Origin of the sequence: Flavobacterium pisciphilum (assembly GCF_020905345.1) — a bacterium.
GTDB classification, from domain to species: domain Bacteria; phylum Bacteroidota; class Bacteroidia; order Flavobacteriales; family Flavobacteriaceae; genus Flavobacterium; species Flavobacterium pisciphilum.
On record NZ_JAJJMO010000001.1, the window covers coordinates 3,313,308 to 3,333,294 of the forward strand.

A 19,987-nucleotide genomic window follows, 5' to 3' on the forward strand; every position below is an offset into this window, starting at 1 on the left:
ATGAATACAACACAAGCAAGAGAAATACCAATAGAAAAAGTTCTTCAAAATTTAGGTTGTGAACCCACTAAATGTAATGAAACCGAAAGTTGGTACCTGTCTCCATTTAGGATTGAAAAAACAGCTTCATTTAAACTCAATAGAAAAATTAACAGATGGTTTGACCATGGGGAACAAGTGGGAGGAAACGTAATAGATTTTGTAATTCAAAAGTTTGGATTTAATGTTACAGAAGCTTTGCGCTACTTAGAAAAATTTGACACTCTTTTTTCTTTTCAAAAGCAAATTTCTGAAATTCCAATTAAAGAAAGTGATGCTAATCAAATTGAAAAAATAATTCCAATCCAACATTTTGCTTTATTACAATATCTGGAGAGTAGACATATAAAATTTTATAAAAATATTGAACAGCTAAAAGAAGTACACTATATCATCAATGATAAAAAATACTTCGGTATTGGATTCCAAAATAATAGTCAAGGTTGGGAAATAAGATCCAAGTATGCGAAAATTTGTTTGAAAAAGAAAGATATAACTTTGATTAACAATAATTCACAAATACTTAGGGTTTATGAAGGTTTTTTTGACTATTTGTCGTTTCAGCAAATTTGGAATAATCTACCAATGGAGGAATCAGATTCTTTGATTTTAAACTCTGTAACATTACTTGAAAAGAATACTTCTATTCTAGAAAATTATAAAATAATTGAATTGTTTCTTGATAATGATGAAGCTGGAGACAGATACACTAAATTGATTTCAGCTCAATTTCCAGGAGCCAAAGATGGTAGAGTAACTTATTCAGAATGCAAAGATTTAAATGAATTTTTATGCAAAAGATATGTCTAAAATATTAGAAATCTATAAAATAGCGCAATCTAAATGTCTCTGAAAGAGTAGCAAGTAGGACAGGGGCGGAAAAACCCCTATCCTACTTGCTCTGCGAGGCTAGAGCCTTGAAAATAAGGCTTTCTTTAAGAATGAAGTTTATAAGATTTTATAATTTAAATATAATTAGAGGCTTAACTCATTGATTAACAGTATTAAAAATTATAATTATGACTAAAAAAAGTATTATTATAGATGAAAAAGCTCATACAGAACTTGGAAAATTATCTGAAAGTCTGCGAATGAACTTAGGGGCTCTTATACAAGAAATGATTTATTATTTCAAGAAAACTGGTATCGACCCTAAAGATGCTGTAAACAAAGATCCATCTTTAATGGTTGCTGCTTTAGATAAAAGAATAGTCTCTTTTTTAAAAGTTCAAGAAAGAGATATTTTGAAACCATTAAGACAAGATATTTTTAATTATCAAAATGCTCAAAAGGAAGAAATATCAAAATTAATTATTTCAATCAATAAACTCTTAGAACAACATTCAGAACGAACTACTGAAATAAAAAAAGCTCATTTTGAGAATCTGAATAAAATAAATAGCAATGATGTAGAAAGAGTTAAAATGGTAGTTGCTGAATTACAAAAAAACCGACAAGCCATTTTACTTCTTTGTCAACTATTAGACGATAAAAATAAATCTGGCACTTTGAGTAAAATTAAATCTCTTTTTTCATAATGCCAATATCTAAACCACATAGTACACTTGGAGCTGACAACAAAGGAAGTTGTTCCAATTTGGCAATTTACTTAGAAAAGGAAAATGAAGAATTAGATAAACTCATCAAAAAGTCTTCCTTAATGAATGAAATATTTAAGCTAGAAAACATGAAGCAAGGTTTCTTTACAGCTTCAGAGATTAATATCAGCACGATAGATGTTATTAGTTCTATCGATAATAATAAAAGAAAATTAGGAGCAAATGATGCTAAATATTTTGCTCCTACAATTAGCTTCAGCGAGAATGAGTTGAGTCATATTGCTTTTCTAGCCACTGGTAAAAGAGAAGTAACAAGTGTTTTAGAATTAAATTCATCCGAATTAGAGCAATTTAATAACCTTATTAGAGAGTATGGTCGCAAAGCGATGGATAACTATGCTTTGAATTTTAATCGTCAAGACAAAGGAATAAAAACGGGAGCTGATTTAGTTTATTTTGGTAAAATTGAACATTTTAGGAAATTTAAGGGTACAGATAAAGAGGTTGTTGACGGAAAGGAAATTTCTGGACAGTATAAAAAAGGATTGCAATCTCATATTCACATAATTGTTTCCAGAAAAGACAAAACTCAACAATTAAAATTAAGTCCGACTTGTAATGAAAAACATACCAATAGAAAAATTGGTAATAACGAATATCAAGTAGGATTTGATAGAGTTAAATGGATTAATTCGAACGAAAAAATTTTTGACGAACATTTTAATTATAAAAGAAAAGAACTGGAAAAATTTCAAAATCAAAATATTTTAAAAAATGGAAGCCCTCAGGACAAACATGAAATCAATAAAAAAATAGAACTAGAATCGATTAATATTGGTGATATAAAAAAACAAATTGTGAATGCTCATTTCAATGTTTTGATGATAAAACCAAAGAATTTAAAAGAGTATCAAGAGCGAATGATAAAATTTGCTATTCAAGTTTTACCAATAATAAATAAAGGAGGTTTTATCCAGGAGAATCACTTCTTTCATGAACAATCAGGTATAGATTTCAAAGAGGGTGAAGTTGATCAAAACTTAAAACTCCATGAATTATTTAGTGCTGATAATAAAATAGACAATCAAATGAAACAAACTGAGCAGTCATTGGCAGATTGGCAGATTAACACCGAAAAATTAGCATCTATTTTATTATCTCCTTCCTTTGAAATCGATCCACGTGTTGATGATGAATTGCTAAAAAGAAAAAGAAAGAGAGCCATAAAAAGATGATTTAATATAAAATACAACAATATAAGAAATCAAAAATATGGGAATTATCCAGTTCTGGACTAATTTCTTTCCTTATCAGGATAGAAATATGACTCTTCATCATAAATTATCAAAACTAAACAAAGAAGAGGTTTCTCATATGAATATTATAGTGGAGAAGTTGATGGATGAACTGCACAATTTGGTTATTGAAGACGGGTTATTGAGCTTTGAGCAAGATGAACCAGATTAGTAAACGACAATTTTGGAATAAAACTAATTTTTAATTCAAAATCCATGATGAAAATAAGAAATAATACAAAATTGTTTTCATAAGACGGAAGAGCCTCGCTATTATTGCGGGGTTTTTCTCATTTCAGTGATTTAAATTCATAATTTCTCATCTATTACTAAAGGATGTATTGGTTTTATAATTAAGTGTGTCAGAATAAATATAAGTATCAGATAAACTACATTCCTTTTGGGGTATTTTTTAATATCTTAGCAATTAAAATATCAGGTTTCAATCTAAACCGCATTCCTCAAAATTGTAACATAATGTACTTATGAACATTGCCCAAATAGAACAGAATCTTCAAGACTTGATTCTGGATTTCAATAAAGAAACTTTTATTTTTGAGTTACTCTTGGCTTATGGTTCGCCAAAAGCTTCCATAACACGATTGCAAAAAGGGAATTTAAATCTTTCAAAAATAGAAGGAGAAATATCGTGGAAGAAAAAAGTATTTTTCAAACAAGTCTTTGATCAAGATTTACATCAAGCCATATCAGAGATAAAAAGCGCGTTGAAACAAGAGCAACGTTTCGTTATCGTTACCGATTTCAAAACTTTGTTGGCAATAGATACAAAAACAAACGATAGTTTAGACATCGATTTTATATTGTTACCCAAGCACTTTGATTTCTTTTTGCCCTGGGCAGGTATGGAAAAAGCACAACACCAAAACGAGAATCCGGCTGATGTAAAAGCGGCTGAAAAAATGGCAAAGCTTTTTGACGAAATTAAAAAAGATAATCCCGATAATTCTCCTGAATTTATTCACGGATTGAATGTATTTCTTTCCCGCTTGTTATTTTGTTATTTTGCTGAAGATACAGGGATTTTTGAAAAGAATTTGTTTACTCATTCCATTCAAAACCACACACAAACAGATGGTAGCGATTTAAGCGACTATCTCGATAAAATGTTTGAGGTAATGAATACCCCATCAAATGTTAGAAATAATCTGCCTGTTTATTTGGATGCATTTCCATATGTAAACGGTGGTTTATTTCAAAACAAGCACAAAGCTCCCGTTTTCACAACCCGAAGCCGACAAGCTGTTTTGAATAGTGGTGAGCAAAATTGGGAAGCCATAAATCCCGATATTTTTGGCTCGATGTTTCAAGCTGTTATTTCAGTAGATCAACGAGGAAGCTTAGGACAGCACTACACCAGTGTCCCTAATATTATGAAAGTAATAGAGCCTTTGTTCTTGAATGACTTATATACCGAATTTGAAAATGCCAAAAGCAATAAAAACAAGCTCGAAGCATTACTAAAAAGAATATGGAACATCAAACTATTTGATCCTGCTTGCGGTAGTGGAAATTTTCTGATTATTGCCTACAAAGAATTACGAAAATTGGAAATGGTAATCTTTAAGGAAATAGATACTGTAAACAAAACCTATACGACCCAATATTCAGGTATAAGCTTAAATAATTTTTATGGTATAGAGATTGACGATTTTGCTCACGAAATTGCCATACTCTCGCTTTGGTTAGCTGAACATCAAATGAATCAGGAATTTTTTAAGGCTTTTGGTAGGACAAAACCGGCACTACCATTGCAACAAACAGGTTCGATCATTCACGGAAACGCTACAAGAGTAGATTGGGAAATAGTTTGCCCGAAAAATGAAAGTGATGAAGTTTACATTATGGGTAATCCACCATTCTTGGGTTCGAAAAATCAAAATGAACAACAAAAGGAAGATATGAAGTTTGTATTCTCAGCATTTGAAAACTATGCAAAGCTGGATTACATCGCATGTTGGTTTAAAACTGCTTCAGATTATTTTAGAGCAATAAATGGAAAATTCGCTTTTGTTTCGACAAACTCGATTTGTCAAGGTGAGCAAGTTTCAATTATTTGGCCTTTTATATTTAATAAAAATCAAGAAATTAATTTCGCATATAGATCTTTTAATTGGGCTAATAACGCTAAAGACAAAGCAGGTGTTACTTGTGTAATTGTTGGAGTTGCCCCTTCAAGTTTGATAAAAGAACGAAAACTATTTAATGATAAAAACATTCTTTCTGTTAAAAGTATAAGCCCATACCTTGTGGCAGGAAGTCCGCTTTGTGTTTTTCCTAGAAATAAACCAATTTCTAAAATTCCATTGATGGTACGTGGAAGCCAGCCAACAGATAATGGGAATCTATTACTATCAGAAGAAGAAAAAAATAATCTACTCGCAAAACACCCTGAATCACAACAATTTATAAAAGAGTATATGGGGGCAGATGATTTTATAAATGACAAAAAAAGATGGTGTCTTTGGATTTCAGATGATCTTAGAGAAGTCGCCGAAAAAATATTGCCAATCAAAGAACGTATAGAGAATTGTAAAATATTCAGATTAAACAGTAAAAAAGAAGCAACAAGAAAAAAATCTGCAACTTCTCATAAATTTGACGAAAACAAGCATAAAGACTCACCTTCTATCATCTTTCCTGTAATTTCTTCAAGTAGAAGAAAATATGTACCAATTGGATTTCTAGATAGTAATACGGTAATTAGTAACAAAGGTCAAGTAGTTTATGATTCCCAACCATTCATTTTTGGAATACTAACTTCAATAATGCACATGTTATGGTTGAGTATTACAAGCTCAAGAATGAGGAATGATTACCAGTATTCAAATACCCTTAGTTATAATACTTTTCCATTTCCTCCAATTTCTGAAGCCCAAAAAGAAGAACTAACACAATGCGTTTTCAGAATTCTAGAAGAAAGAGAAAACCATTCTGAGAAGACCTTGGCACAATTGTACGACCCAGAAAAAATGCCAGAAGGTTTGCGTGAAGCACACCGTTTAAATGATTTGGCAGTAGAACGTTGCTATCGTAGCAAAGATTTTGAGAGTGATGAAGAACGATTGGAATATCTTTTCAAATTATACGAAAAAATGATTGCAGAGAAAAAAGAAAAAGATATGTTGTTTTCGAAAGAAAAGAAAGTAAAACAAGTGAAGGATTAATGAAAAGAGAATATTATTCTGTTCGTACAGGGGACGGTAAAATTGATTTTGAAATGTTAAAAGACCTTTTTTTGAGTAATTATAATATTCTTAATAAAGAGGGATACTTTCAAGAGTATATTGGGTTTTGGTGTAATAACGATCATATACAAGGAAAAGTGAGTAATCATTTTAGCGATTATATTTTCCTGAAAACACGAAAAAAAAATTTATTTCCAATATCAGCTTCTCTTTACAATTATACTGAAGAAGATTTTTTTGATGTTTTAGAATTTTTATACGACCATTGTTCAAAAGGTCACAATGGTAATTATTGTGATGAAAGTAGATTTGGATGTGGCAGATATCATTATGAATCTTATAGTAAACTAGATGGACAACTACATTTCAGAAATACGATGAATATTATTTTAGTCGACTATAAAGATGGATTTGAAATTTCAGAAAACGGAGAGATCTTAATTTTGTCCGATAATGGGCTAACTAATTTGTTTGAAGCTGATATTCCAACAAATGATGTCGATAATATTTCTAATAAAATGAATGCTGCAATACTAAAGTTTAGGAAAGCTAAATCTACATTAGATGATAGAAAAGAAGCTATTAGAGAATTGGCCGATGTACTAGAATTTATAAGACCTGAAATAAAAAAACATTTGGATAAGAAAGATGAAAATGACATTTTCAGTATTGCTAATAATTTTGGCATAAGACATCACAATGCTGACCAAAAAACTAATTATAACAAAGCGATTTGGTACAGCTGGATTTTTTATTATTATTTAGCAACATTGCATACTGTTTTAAGAATAAGTAAATTAAAATCTTAAAAGGTAGAAAAAAACTAAAAATACACAATGATAAACACAGAATTAGTAGAACTTATAGACGAGCTGAGAGCTTTACCCAAAGAAAACGAATGGGTAGAGTTTAAAAAAGGCACTGCAACTACCAACGACAAAATTGGTCAGTATATTTCTGCCATATCAAATGCGGCTTGTATTAACAATCAATCTTTTGGTTATTTTATTTTTGGTATCGACGATAATACGCATCAGGTTACAGGAACAACTTTTAAACTTAAAAATAAGAAAGAAGGCAACCAAGAACTAGAATTGTATTTGCGCCAATATTTACATCCTTCGGTTCGTTTCAATCATTTTGTTTGTCAGTATGATAATCTTCATGTCGAAATATTTAGAATTCCTGCTGCTAAAGGAGAGCCTACACATTTTAAAAAAATACCATATATCAGATTTGATAGTAGCTTAACTGATTTAAGAAATTATCCGGAGCATGTTAAAGCAATTTACAATTCAGAGGAAGATTGGTCTGCAAATTGTATTGACAATGCAACTATTGACGATTTAGATCTTGATGCTATTGCAAAAGCTAAAGACAAGTTTAAAGAAAAAAATGCAGGTACAGCCATTTATGATAAAATAGACGATTGGGATGCAAAAACATTTCTTGACAAAGCCAAAATAACAATTGGAGGAAAAATAACGAATACAGCAATAATACTTTTAGGAAAACCCGAAGCATCACATTGTATTTCGCCATCAGTAGCACAAATCACTTGGAAATTGGATACCGAAGAGAAAGCCTATGAGCATTTTGATATTCCTCTATTTGTTAGTATTAACGATATTTTAAAAAGAATACGAAACGTAAAGTATAAGTTTTTCCCAGACAATCAACTGCTTTCAACCGAAGTGAATAAATACGATACAAAAGTAATTTTAGAAGCTTTAAATAATTGTATTGCACATCAAGATTACAGCCATAATTCACGAATAGTATTGACCGAACAAGTTAATAAACTGATTTTTTCTAACGAAGGAGGTTTCTTTGAAGGAACAGCCGAAGATTATACAACTGGAGAAAAAACACCCAAAAAATACCGAAATCGTTGGTTAGTCAATGCAATGGTTAATCTGAATATGATTGATACAATGGGTTATGGCATTTACAGAATGTATGTAGAGCAACGCAAAAGATTTTTTCCATTACCAGATTATACAAAATCATCTAGAGACAATGTAGTTTTAGAGATTTATGGACATACAATAGATGAGAATTACTCTAAACTGCTAATTGAGAAAAAAGATGATTTAAGTTTAACAGAAGTAATCCTTTTAGACAAAATCCAGAAACATTTACCCATCAATGATGATGCTGCAAAACTATTAAAGAAAAAAGAACTTATTGAAGGTAGAAAACCAAACTATTATATATCAGCAACGCTTGCAGAACTTACAGGACAAAAAGCCAATTACACTAAAAACAAAGGATTAGACAAAGATGTTTATAAAGGTTTTGTTATTCAGCATATAAAAAACCACGGTTTTGCTACCCGTGAAGAAATTGATTCTATACTATTTACTAACCTTCCAGATTATAAAAATGAAAAGCAGAGAAAAATCTATATCAATAATTTAATTCAAGAAATGGCAGGAAATACTATTGAGAATATTGGTAGTAGAATAAAGTCCAAGTGGGTATTGATAAAAAATATTAAATAAAAAATATTAAATAAAAAATAAAAATATTAAATAAAAATATTAAATAAAGCAGTAGTAATACAACGTAAACAACTGTTAATCAATGGATTGCTTGTGTTTTGTTAATTAATTAAAGTGTTTAAAATTATTAAATAAACTACCGTTTTATTAAAAAATCAAGCTCATAATAGAGACAAACCATTAACCATCAACCATCAACAACGAAATATATGCCAGATATAGTAAATGTAAATTATCATAAAACGGGAAACAGTACAAAAACAAATCCGATGGGTATGAGAGAAATGCAAACTCGTGCCTTTGAATCTCGTGATGCACAGTATTTATTATTAAAAGCACCTCCGGCATCAGGAAAATCACGTGCCTTAATGTTCTTGGCATTAGACAAACTAGTAAATCAAGGAATTAAAAAAGTAATTGTTGCAGTTCCAGAGCGTTCTATTGGTAGTTCATTCTCTTCAATGGATTTAAAAAAAGATGGTTTTTTTGCCAATTGGGAACCAAACGATGTGTACAATCTTTGTACACCAGGAGACGAAGGAAGCAGCAGTAAAGTAAAAGCATTCCATAAATTTATGGATAGCGACGAGAAAATATTAATCTGTACACACGCCACTTTACGCTTTGCTTGTGAAGAACTTGATGAAACAAAATTCAATGATACACTTCTTGCAATCGATGAATTCCACCACGTTTCTGCCGATGCGAATAATAGATTGGGAGAATTATTAAAATCTATAATGAGCAAATCTACAGCTCATATTGTGGCAATGACAGGTTCTTATTTTAGAGGGGATAGTGTGCCTATTTTAACACCTGAGAACGAAGCAAAGTTTACTAAAGTAACTTATAATTATTACGAACAATTAAATGGTTACAACTTTCTAAAATCTTTGGGAATTGGATACCACTTTTACACAGGAAAATATACTTCGGCTATACTTGAAATTCTGGATACCAATAAAAAAACAATACTCCATATTCCAAACGTAAATTCAGGAGAATCTACCAAAGACAAACACAACGAGGTCAATTTCATTTTAGATGCCATTGGAGACGTAATCAAGCAAGACTCCGATACTGGTGTGATTCATATCAAACGCCACGGAGACGGTAAATTATTGAAAGTAGCCGATTTAGTGGAGGATAGTTCAAGAGAAAGAGATAAAATTGTCAACTACTTACGCAACATCAAATCAGTTGATGATATGGATTTGATTATTGCATTGGGAATGGCAAAAGAAGGTTTCGACTGGCCTTTTTGTGAACACGCTTTAACGGTGGGGTACAGAGGTTCCTTAACCGAGATAATCCAGATTATTGGTCGTTGCACTAGGGATAGCAACAATAAAACCCACGCCCAATTTACCAATCTTATTGCCAGTCCTGAAGCCATCCAGGACGATGTAAAAATTGCTACTAATAATATGTTGAAAGCCATTACTGCTTCATTGTTGATGGAACAGGTATTGGCTCCAAATTTTAAGTTCAAGACTAAAATCGATAATGAGGACGAAGATGTCAAATCTGGTGAAATCAGAATAAGAGGATTTAAAGAGCCAAGCTCTAAAAGAGTCAAAGACATAGTCGAATCAGATTTAAACGACCTGAAAGCTACAATATTGCAGGACGACACTATGCTGAAAGCAATGCCGGGAAATATTGATCCCGAAGTAATCAACAAAGTTTTGATACCCAAAATTATTAGGGTCAAATATCCTGAATTGTCTGATGAGGAAATTGAAGAAATTCGTCAATATGTTGTGGTGGATTCAGTTGTCAAAAACGGAGAAATTAAAGAAGTGGGTGACCAGCGGTTTATCAGGATGGCCGATAAATTCATAAACATAGATGACATACATATCGATTTAATTGATACCATTAATCCTTTTCAGAAAGCTTTCGAAATCCTTTCGAAATCGGTGACAACAAAAGTGCTGAAAGTAATTCAGGACACCATTGAAGCCACAAGAATCAAAATGGATTTTGAAGAAGCCAAAATTCTGTGGCCCAAAATTGTTGAGTTCAAAAAAATGTATGATAAAGAACCTAGTCTAAATGCAAACGATCCATTGGAAAGAAGAATGGCCGAGTGTATTATTTATTTGAAGGAGGAAAAAAGAAAACGAATGCCAAATGGATAAGAATAAAGTTCTGGATGATATTTTTAATAACGATGAGTTTGACATTCTAAATGTCAAACCAAAGATTTCTAATGCTCGTAATGCAGAAGAAAGATTGGTGGCTTCTTTTGGCGAAATTAATGATTTTTTCAAAAAGCACAATCGGGAACCTCAACCCAATCCGGCTAACATATCCGAATACCAACTTTATACACGATTAAAAGGAATAAGAGCCGATATTAATAAATTAGAATCTTTACTAAGGGAAGATGATCACGGTTTATTGAAATTGGAAGTGAAAACAATTGAATCCTTTGATGATATTTTTGCCGATGATACTTTCGATTTATTGGATGATAGTACCGATTTGTTTGATTTCAAACACACTCCGAAAGATGACGATAGAGCAGCTGCCGATTTCGTAGCAAGAAGAAAATCAATAAAGAAATTTGACGAGTACGAACGCTTGTTTAAGGGTGTTCAAGATGATTTGTCCAATGGGAAAAGAAAATTAGTCGATTTTAAACAAGGCAATTTGCGTGAAGGAACTTATTATGTTCATAATGGAGTTTTGTTTCTATTGGAAAAAATTCGTATAACCAAAAAAGAGCATTACAAAGAAGACGGTACCCGAGTTCGCGAAGACGGCCGAACCAGATGTGTTTTTGAAAACGGAACCGAATCGAATATGTTGAAAAGGTCTGTAGAGAAAATTTTGTATGCCAATGGGAAAGTCGTTTCTGAAAACGTTGATGAAGTAAATGAGGCTTTTATCGAAAAGTTCAATGACATTACCGATGAAGACAAAGAAGCAGGCTTCATCTATGTGTTGATCTCGAAAAGCAAAGACGAAAAAATCAGTACGATAGAAAATTTATATAAAATAGGTTATTCAAAAGATGAGGTTCGGGAAAGAATCAAAAATGCCGAAAAAGAACCAACCTACCTGATGGCTCCGGTACAAATAGTCAGTGCTTGGAAATGCTACAATATGAATCCCCAAAAACTGGAACAGCTGCTGCATAATTTCTTTGGAAAATCTTGCCTTAATATTGATATTTTTGACGAAAATAAAAAGCGCTATACCCCTAGAGAATGGTTTATCGCCCCACTGGTAGTTATTGAGCAGGCTATTGAATTAATTATTAGCGGGGAGGTTATTAAGTATGAATATGATGCGGGGAATAGTGTGATTGTCTCAAGGTAAAATTTATAATAAGATTTAGATCTTAATAATTACAAACCACCAAAATGTATAATATATTACTAAATCAAAAACTATGATAAAATTAAGACTTCCTGCATTAGAAAAAAATTATTGGAAAAAAGTTGGTAACAAAAATTTTGTAAAACAACTACTCTCACCAAGTTTAGAAGTTAATTTTAATTTCATTTCTAGCCACAGGAGCCATTCAGTCATAGAGAAAGATGGTGTAAGATATTGTTTATCCAGTAATAGAATTAATATTCCAGAAGAATTTGATTATATTCTATTAACTAATCAAAAAGCAACAGAAGCTAAATTAATGTCAAATAGTATCAAGTTAAAAGAATGGTTAAAGCACCCACTTGATATAGAGTACACAAATGACGAAATTTTAACTTCGTGGAATAATGATTTTAATTTTATCGAAGAAGATTTAAGTGTTCCGCAATTCGGTTTAAGGGAACCTCAAATTGCAGCATTATATTCAATATTGAGTCATTTAAAAGTTTATGATGAAATAGGTACAGTTGTAATGCCAACCGGGACAGGGAAGACAGAAACAATGTTAACTACCCTAGTTGCTAATAAATGTAATAAGGTAATAATAACAGTCCCTTCTGATGCCTTAAGAAATCAAATCTTTAAGAAATTCTATACTCTAGGCCTTTTAAAGCAATTTAATATTGTTGGTGAAAAATCATTATATCCAAAAGTTGGAATTATTCAAGAAAATTTTAGCACAGTTGAAGAATTAGAAGAGTTTATTCAAGAATGTAATGTCCTAGTTACTACAATGGGTATCCTTTCTAATAGTTCAAATGAATCCTTATTAAAATATTCTGATTTATTTTCACATCTTTTCATTGATGAAGCACATCATATAGAGGCTAATTCTTGGAATAGAGTCAGAACGTTTTTTTCAAAAAGTAAAATATTACAATTCACAGCTACGCCTTTCAGAAATGACCGGAAGAGATTGGAAGGAAAAATTATATTCAATTTTTCATTGAAGAAAGCGCAAGAACAAGGATATTTTAAACCTATTAATTTTCTGCCTATTAGAGAATATGACTTTAAAAAGGGAGATAAATTAATTGCAGAAAAATCTGTGTCTCAATTAAAGAAAGACATTGAAAATGGTTTTGATCATATTTTAATGGCAAGATGTGAGAATAAAATACGGGCACAAGAAGTTTACGAAATATATAAAGAATATGAAGAGTTGAATCCTGTCTTAGTTCATTCAAGTGTTCTTAATAAAAAAGAAATATTAGATAGAATTGTAAAAGGTGAGCATAAAATAATTGTCGCAGTTAATATGCTTGGAGAAGGTTTTGATTTACCACAATTAAAAATTGCGGCCTTTCACGATATTAGAAAAAGTCTTCCAATTACACTACAATTTGCAGGTCGTTTTACAAGAACATCAAAAGATAATGAACTTGGTAATGCAACATTTATAGCCAATCTAGCTGATTCGAACGTTGAAGAAGAATTAAGTGAATTATATGCACAAGATTCTGATTGGAATTTATTATTATCAAAACTGAGCTCTGGTGAAATTGACGAGCAAGTAGATTTTGATGAATTTATAAATGGATTTCAACATTTGGACAATTCAAAAATTCCATTTCAAAATATTCGATTTGCATTAAGTACAGTTGTGTATAAAAATAACTTTGATACATCCGTCGAAGATTTAAACATCTTAGATATGTATGATTTAAAGAAATTCAAAAAAGGAATTCCAAACTTTGATGAGTTTGAATACAAGTTTGCAGATTATAATCCTAACTCAAATACGGTAGTAATAATTACTGCAAACAAAAGTGAAATCGAATGGGTAAATTATAAAGAAGTTTTCGGGTTGGATTGGAAATTAACAGTTTTATATTATGATTCTGATACAAATCTATTATTTATTCATAGTTCTGATAAATCAAGTTTATATCAAGAATTGGCAAATGCTGTTCTTAATGACAATGCGGTTTTAATTAATCAAATAAATGTGTTTAAAACTTTCTATGATATAAAACGAGTTTCCTTACAAAATGTAGGCCTTAAAGAATTTTTAAATCGAAAAATTAGATTTACAATGAGAGTTGGAACCGATATAGAGGAAGCATTGTCTATATCTGAACAACAAAGTGGTCAAAAAGCGTTTGTATTTGGTTCTGGATATGAAGAAGGTAATAAAATCACATTAGGTTGCTCCTATAAAGGACGTATTTGGAGTTATTTAAAAGGTGATTTAAAAGAATTTATAAATTGGTGTAAGAATATTGGAATCAAATTAATTGATGATACAATTGATCCGAATCAAATTTTAAGAGAGACATTAATTCCTGAAATAATAAACGAAATACCCAACATACATCCTACACATATCGATTGGGATGAAACTGTTTACAGTTATTCAGAATCAAAAGTTTCGATAATAGTTGACGGTAGAGAATTTAATCTTGTAAATTGTTCTCTTAATATTATAAACCCATCAAATAATCAAGAAATACATTTTGAAATTGAAACTCCAAATGCAAAAATTCACTTTCAAAAAGAATTATTCATAAATACTACATTAGAGCCCAATTTCTCCGATTTCAGGATAATTAAACATAGTATAAACAATGTATCTATAAAAATTGGCACTAAAGAAATCGGTATTATTGAATATTTCAAGTATAATATCCCTACTGTATGGTTCGCAGATGGTTCAGCACTCCAAGGTAATTATTACGTTGTTTTAAAACAATTAATTAATTCTTACCCAATTGAAAATTTGATTGGATGGAAATGGGGTGGTATTGATTTGAGTAAAGAGGCACAAGGAGTACTTCCATTACAGACAGATTCCATTCAATATAAAGTTATTCAAGAATTAAAAAAAGAAGACTTTGACATCATATATGACGATGATTATTCAGGAGAAATTGCGGATATAATTACAATTAAAGAGTATGATAATAGACTCGACATACAATTTTATCATCTGAAATTTGCCAAAGATGGTTTAGTGAATACTCGTGTAGACAATTTTTATGAAGTATGTGGGCAAGCACAAAAATCTATTCATTGGAAGCATAAAAAAGGGAAAGAATTCTTTGAGCATCTGTTACGTAGACTAATAAAAACAAGAAGTGGTGAAGAAAGAAGTCGTTTAGAAAGAGGAACTAAACCTGATTTAGAAAGATTATTGACAATAGCTAAGAATAGTAAACCAATGAATTTTGAAGTTTTTATTGTTCAACCTAGCTTATCGATAACTAAGGCATCTGAGAGTATATTAACATTACTTGGAGTTACCGAAAATTATTTGAAAGAAGTCGGAGATATTAACCTGAAGGTAATAGTAAACGAATAAATATTGTTCAAAATGAGCAGTTTTTATTTGCATATCCAATTTGAGTTTGAAGGAAAAAAGAATGTGTAGAGAACAGATAGTCATAAAAAAATGAGAACAGCATTATTTCCTAAATTTAGAGAATTATATCAAATCTATAAAATTTCTAATGATTATACTGACCGAAAAAAGCAGTTTGCGGTTGTAGCACTAAACAAACAAATTATTGAAGAAACGTTAAAGAATAATCCATTAGAGAACGAACATCTAACAGGATTAATTCAGATGTTTAAATACGGTTGTAGTGACAAAACCTTTGATAAATATTTAAAACTAAATGTTTCAGATGGAACACGACTTGAAGAATTGTCAGTATTAGCTGCTAAAATAGACCTGTGGGGTTATACAGGTGCGGGATTAAATGCGATAACCAGTCTAGATTCACAACAACTTATAAGTATCAGTGATTTTCTCAAAAAAGCCTTCACTATTAATACAATTGAAGAGGCTGCAAAGTTTTGCGCTGATTTTGATAATCTAGGGATACCATTAGTGAAATCAGGAATTTATTCACCCTGGTTGTATTATATCAATCCTCAAGTATTTCCAATCCTCAATAACTCGCATATAAAATTCAGGGAATGGATAGATATTCCTGCTGATTATCCTAGCTGTATAAAATATTTTAATGAATTAAGAGCATTGGCAAATGAAACCGATTTAGGTTTAATAGATATGTTTGCCCATAATTTTGATAAATATATCAATGTTCCAAATGAATTAGCTACTCTAGACATAAAAGGCAACAAACTCTATAAAATATCACATGGGATTTTTAAAAAAGAAAAACGTTTATATAATTCTGGATTTGCTCGTGTTTTAGAACAAAACAATTGGATTTGTTTATTTAGTAAAACAGGTAAAAGTCAAGGTTTCAACTTTGAAAGTAAACTTCAAATAGGAGATTATGTGTACGTCTGCTACGGAGGAGATGAGGTCTACACAATTGGAAAAATAATTTCCAATTCGAAACCATTAGATACAGATAGTGATGATTTAATTGAAGGAAAAGGAGAATGGATATACCGTGAAATCAAACCTTTTTTCTACCCTATAAATAATTCTGTTCGTGAATTTAAAAAAGACAAACGTTTTTTTATGCCAAGTGGTAATTCAACTTTTTATGAAGTGCCCAAATGGGAACTTGATTTCATGAATAAAAACATATTTCAACCAAAATACAATGTGAATATAATAGATGGAGGAAATGGAACTATTCTACCAGTACCGCCAACTATTGAAAAACAAAATAAACAAAATAATAATCCATTTGATATGACACTAAACACGATACTTTTTGGACCTCCGGGTACAGGTAAAACATACAGTACAATTGATTTAGCACTTGAAATATTAAATGTTAACATTGGAAATCTTGAAAGAGAACGAAGAAAAAGTCTTTTTACAAATTTTCAATATGAAAATAGAGTTTACTTCACTACATTTCATCAAAACATGGCTTATGAGGATTTTATAGAAGGAATAAAACCAATAGAACCTAAAGATGACGATGAATTTCTTAAATATGAAATTCAAGATGGGGTATTTATGAAAGCGTGTATTGAAGCAACATACAATTTCATCAAAAGGAATTTTCCGGAAAACGAACAGGAAATTCAAATCAGAACTTTCAATCAATTGTATGACCAATTATTTGATGATGTGGAACAAGCGGGTGAAAGTGCATTAAACACATTAAATGGTGGCAATGTTTTAGTATCAGTAACAGACCAAGGCAATTTTAGTGTTAAGCACGTAAATGGGACAAGAACTTATACAGTTTCAAGAAATAGATTAGCACCTTTGTTTGAGAGATTTCCCGACCTAACTGAAATTAATAACATCCATGAGGAATTCAGAAATATAATTGGAGGTTGTAACTCTACTGCTTTTTGGAGTGTATTGAATGCAATTCATAATTTGCAGCCAAACCAACAGCCTGTAAACGAAGATGTAATTGATTTAAAATATGAAGACAAAAAAAGTATCGTAAGATCCTATTGGAAAAATGCAGAATATAAATTAATAGAAGATGATAATAGTGAACCGTATGTTTTTATTATAGATGAAATTAACCGTGGCAATGTGGCACAGATATTTGGAGAACTAATAACGTTAATTGAAGAGGATAAAAGATTAGGAAAATCTGAAGAAATTAGATTAGAATTACCATATTCAAAAACTGCATTTTGCGTCCCCCCTAATTTATACATCGTTGGAACTATGAATACGGCTGATAAAAGTGTAGAAGCATTAGACACAGCATTAAGAAGAAGGTTTTCGTTTGTTCCAAAACTACCCGAAGAAGACAAACTTAGTATAACTACAGATGATATTAATTTAGTCTTAATGTTGACTAAAATAAATGAAAGATTAAAGGTATTGAAAGATAATGATCATACAATTGGTCATGCTTGGTTATGGAACATTCATAATGTGGCTGATTTAAGAAAAGCCTTTGCAGATAAAATTATTCCATTGTTACAGGAATATTTTTATAATGATTATGAAAAATTAGGATTAGTATTAGGGGATAATTTCTTTGAAATAAAAGAACAAATATCAAGCAATATTTTTGCAACATTCAGTGGCGGAAATGGAATAGCAGGACAGTATGATCAGTCTTGGCAATATAAATTAAAAGATTGTGACGCCATAAGTATTAGTGATTTTCAATCATTGTATTAATAAATTTTAAAAACATCAAATGCGTATTAATAAGCCCATACAAGTTTTTGAGTGCAAAACACTCACTATTAATTCTAATGGCTTTAAAGAAAATCATTGGAAAGCTTTGGGTTGGTATAATGAGAAACATGGTGGAAATTTTTTTACGCTTACTCCCAATGGTGTGAGATTTAATCAATATGTTGGAGTAATACAAGTTGGTGATTTAACTATTGAAGTGCTACCAAAAATTGGACAAGCTGAAGAAGAAAAAGACAAAGCAAAATGGCAAAAAGTATTAATAGACATGCTAAGAGAATGTCGATGGATGAATGTTTATTCTCATGAAAAAGCAAATTTAAATTTTAAACCAAATAGCATTCTTGAAGTGTACTTAGAACTTTTCATAAATGAATGTGAAAAAATCCTTCGTATGGGTTTACTTAAAAAATACCGTTTTGAAGGAGGGAATTGTAAAGCGCTAAAAGGAAAACTACTATTCAATATTCAAATTCAAAAAAACCTGGTTCATCAGGAAAATTTTTACACTAAACATCAGGAGTACGATAGAGAAAATGAATTTAACCAAATACTTTTTAAAGCATTAAAATTAATCCCTAAAATAAGTTCAAGTCCATTTTTAAAAGATAAAGTCAGTAGTCTTATTCTATCTTTCCCAGATTTAAAAGACATTCAAGTTAGCGAAGAATTGTTTACTAGGTTAAATTATAATAGAAAGAACAATCATTATCGTGAAGCTATTGAAATTGCAGCTATGTTATTGCTAAACTTTCGTCCAGATATCAGTAGTGGCAAAAATCATGTGCTTGCAATCCTTTTTGATATGAATAGTTTGTGGGAAGAATATGTTTACCGTCAATTATTCAAAGGAAAACATAGAGATTGGGATTTAAAAGTCCAGAATTCTAAACCCTTTTGGAGATTATCAAATTCGATAAGAAGCAAATCTATTCGACCCGATATTGTCATTGAGCACAAAATAACAAAATGCACTATCATCATAGATACTAAATGGAAATTGGCAGAAAACAATATTCCATCGGATGATGATCTAAAACAAATGTTCGTTTATAATGAATATTGGAATGGAAAAAACGCAATTCTTTTATATCCTAAATCAAAATATCAAGTGGAACCTGAATATATAAAAGGGAATTTTACAAACAAAGGAGGAAATACTAAAACACATGAATGCGGGTTAATGAAAATATCAGTGCTCGATGATACTAATTCAATGTTAGACACGAAAATGGGTATTCGTTTAAATAAATATTTAGAACGTAATATAATAATTTAATTTTCAAGACATACGCCAAAGTAAAACCTGACGTTCTGGATATTGCAGCACTTGGATAGTACGAAATTTATTTTCATACCAGTAAATAGAAGTAAGGTAATCAGCTAAAGACTACTTCCAAAAAGAGACCTGTTTTAAGAAGTCAGAATAAAAAAATTCCGCTTCAAAACACATCACGTATAGCATTACGGGCAATCAAGCGGTCTCACTCTGGTCGTTCACTTTGTTCCGTTCGGCTGTGTCAGTCGTAAGTATAGTGTTGGCCTGCCCCGAAAAAGGCCAGGGCGCGACTACGCTTTCTCGACCTCATCTTCGCATGCTCTCTTCCTATGTTACGTTCGGGGGTATACTATAAAGTATAATTGGAAAAAGTAAATGTAAAAGTAAATGTAAATGTAAATATATTCAAGTAAGGCACTATCTCATCAGCTACTCAAAATCAAATTTAATCCAATATTTCTAAACTCGCATTTTTTGGTTGTTCACTTTCATTAATTAAAAAAAAAAGTAATGTCAAAATGACATGTTGTTTTTTTGGTTTAGTATTTGTAGATGATTATGTGCGCGTGGAAATGTCCAAGCGGTTAAATGTTTAAGTTGATGAATTGTTGATAGACCAGCAACAACTGTACCAATGCTTCCATGTTAGCTGTCAGACTGTCTGACAGA

12 protein-coding genes are annotated in these 19,987 nt (G+C 31.1%); all 12 read left to right on the forward strand.

Annotated elements, in window-relative coordinates; genetic code table 11:
• The 12 genes from LNQ49_RS14075 (at position 1) to LNQ49_RS14130 (ending at position 19,318) form a co-directional block, all read left to right on the forward strand.
• The gene (locus LNQ49_RS14075; protein ID WP_229989619.1) at positions 1-849 is read left to right on the forward strand and encodes a toprim domain-containing protein; all 849 of its coding nucleotides are present in this window, start codon (positions 1-3) and stop codon (positions 847-849) included.
• A 209-nt stretch (positions 850-1,058) separates the two neighbouring features.
• A complete protein-coding gene (locus LNQ49_RS14080; protein WP_229989620.1) occupies positions 1,059-1,577 on the forward strand; it encodes a BfmA/BtgA family mobilization protein in 519 nt (172 codons plus the stop codon).
• Positions 1,577-2,833, forward strand: a complete 1,257-nt coding sequence (locus tag LNQ49_RS14085) for a DUF5712 family protein (RefSeq protein ID WP_229989622.1) — start codon at positions 1,577-1,579, stop codon at positions 2,831-2,833. The genes LNQ49_RS14080 and LNQ49_RS14085 overlap by 1 nt, the downstream gene beginning before the upstream one ends.
• Before the next feature lie 37 nt (positions 2,834-2,870).
• The gene (locus LNQ49_RS14090) at positions 2,871-3,065 is read left to right on the forward strand and encodes a hypothetical protein (RefSeq protein WP_229989624.1); all 195 of its coding nucleotides are present in this window, start codon (positions 2,871-2,873) and stop codon (positions 3,063-3,065) included.
• 313 nt (positions 3,066-3,378) lie between these two features.
• Positions 3,379-6,078 carry a class I SAM-dependent DNA methyltransferase gene (locus LNQ49_RS14095; RefSeq protein ID WP_229989625.1) on the forward strand — a complete coding sequence of 900 codons (2,700 nt, stop codon included), beginning with the start codon at positions 3,379-3,381 and terminating at the stop codon, positions 6,076-6,078.
• Complete coding sequence (locus tag LNQ49_RS14100) at positions 6,078-6,908, forward strand: hypothetical protein (RefSeq protein ID WP_229989627.1); 831 nt, start codon at positions 6,078-6,080, stop codon at positions 6,906-6,908. The genes LNQ49_RS14095 and LNQ49_RS14100 overlap by 1 nt, the downstream gene beginning before the upstream one ends.
• 27 nt (positions 6,909-6,935) lie before the next feature.
• Positions 6,936-8,603 (forward strand): RNA/DNA-binding domain-containing protein, encoded by a 1,668-nt coding sequence (locus LNQ49_RS14105; RefSeq protein WP_229989628.1) that lies wholly within the window; start codon positions 6,936-6,938, stop codon positions 8,601-8,603.
• Positions 8,604-8,812: 209 nt separating this feature from the next.
• Positions 8,813-10,747 carry a DEAD/DEAH box helicase gene (locus LNQ49_RS14110; RefSeq protein ID WP_229989629.1) on the forward strand — a complete coding sequence of 645 codons (1,935 nt, stop codon included), beginning with the start codon at positions 8,813-8,815 and terminating at the stop codon, positions 10,745-10,747.
• On the forward strand, positions 10,740-11,933 hold the full coding sequence (locus LNQ49_RS14115; RefSeq protein WP_229989630.1) for a GIY-YIG nuclease family protein: 1,194 nt from the start codon (positions 10,740-10,742) through the stop codon (positions 11,931-11,933). The genes LNQ49_RS14110 and LNQ49_RS14115 overlap by 8 nt, the downstream gene beginning before the upstream one ends.
• Before the next feature lie 73 nt (positions 11,934-12,006).
• Positions 12,007-15,294 (forward strand): DEAD/DEAH box helicase, encoded by a 3,288-nt coding sequence (locus LNQ49_RS14120; RefSeq protein WP_229989631.1) that lies wholly within the window; start codon positions 12,007-12,009, stop codon positions 15,292-15,294.
• A gap of 90 nt (positions 15,295-15,384) precedes the next feature.
• The gene (locus LNQ49_RS14125; RefSeq protein WP_229989632.1) at positions 15,385-18,021 is read left to right on the forward strand and encodes an McrB family protein; all 2,637 of its coding nucleotides are present in this window, start codon (positions 15,385-15,387) and stop codon (positions 18,019-18,021) included.
• Between the two features lie 19 nt (positions 18,022-18,040).
• Positions 18,041-19,318 carry an McrC family protein gene (locus LNQ49_RS14130; protein WP_229989634.1) on the forward strand — a complete coding sequence of 426 codons (1,278 nt, stop codon included), beginning with the start codon at positions 18,041-18,043 and terminating at the stop codon, positions 19,316-19,318.
• The last annotated feature ends 669 nt before the right edge of the window (positions 19,319-19,987 follow it).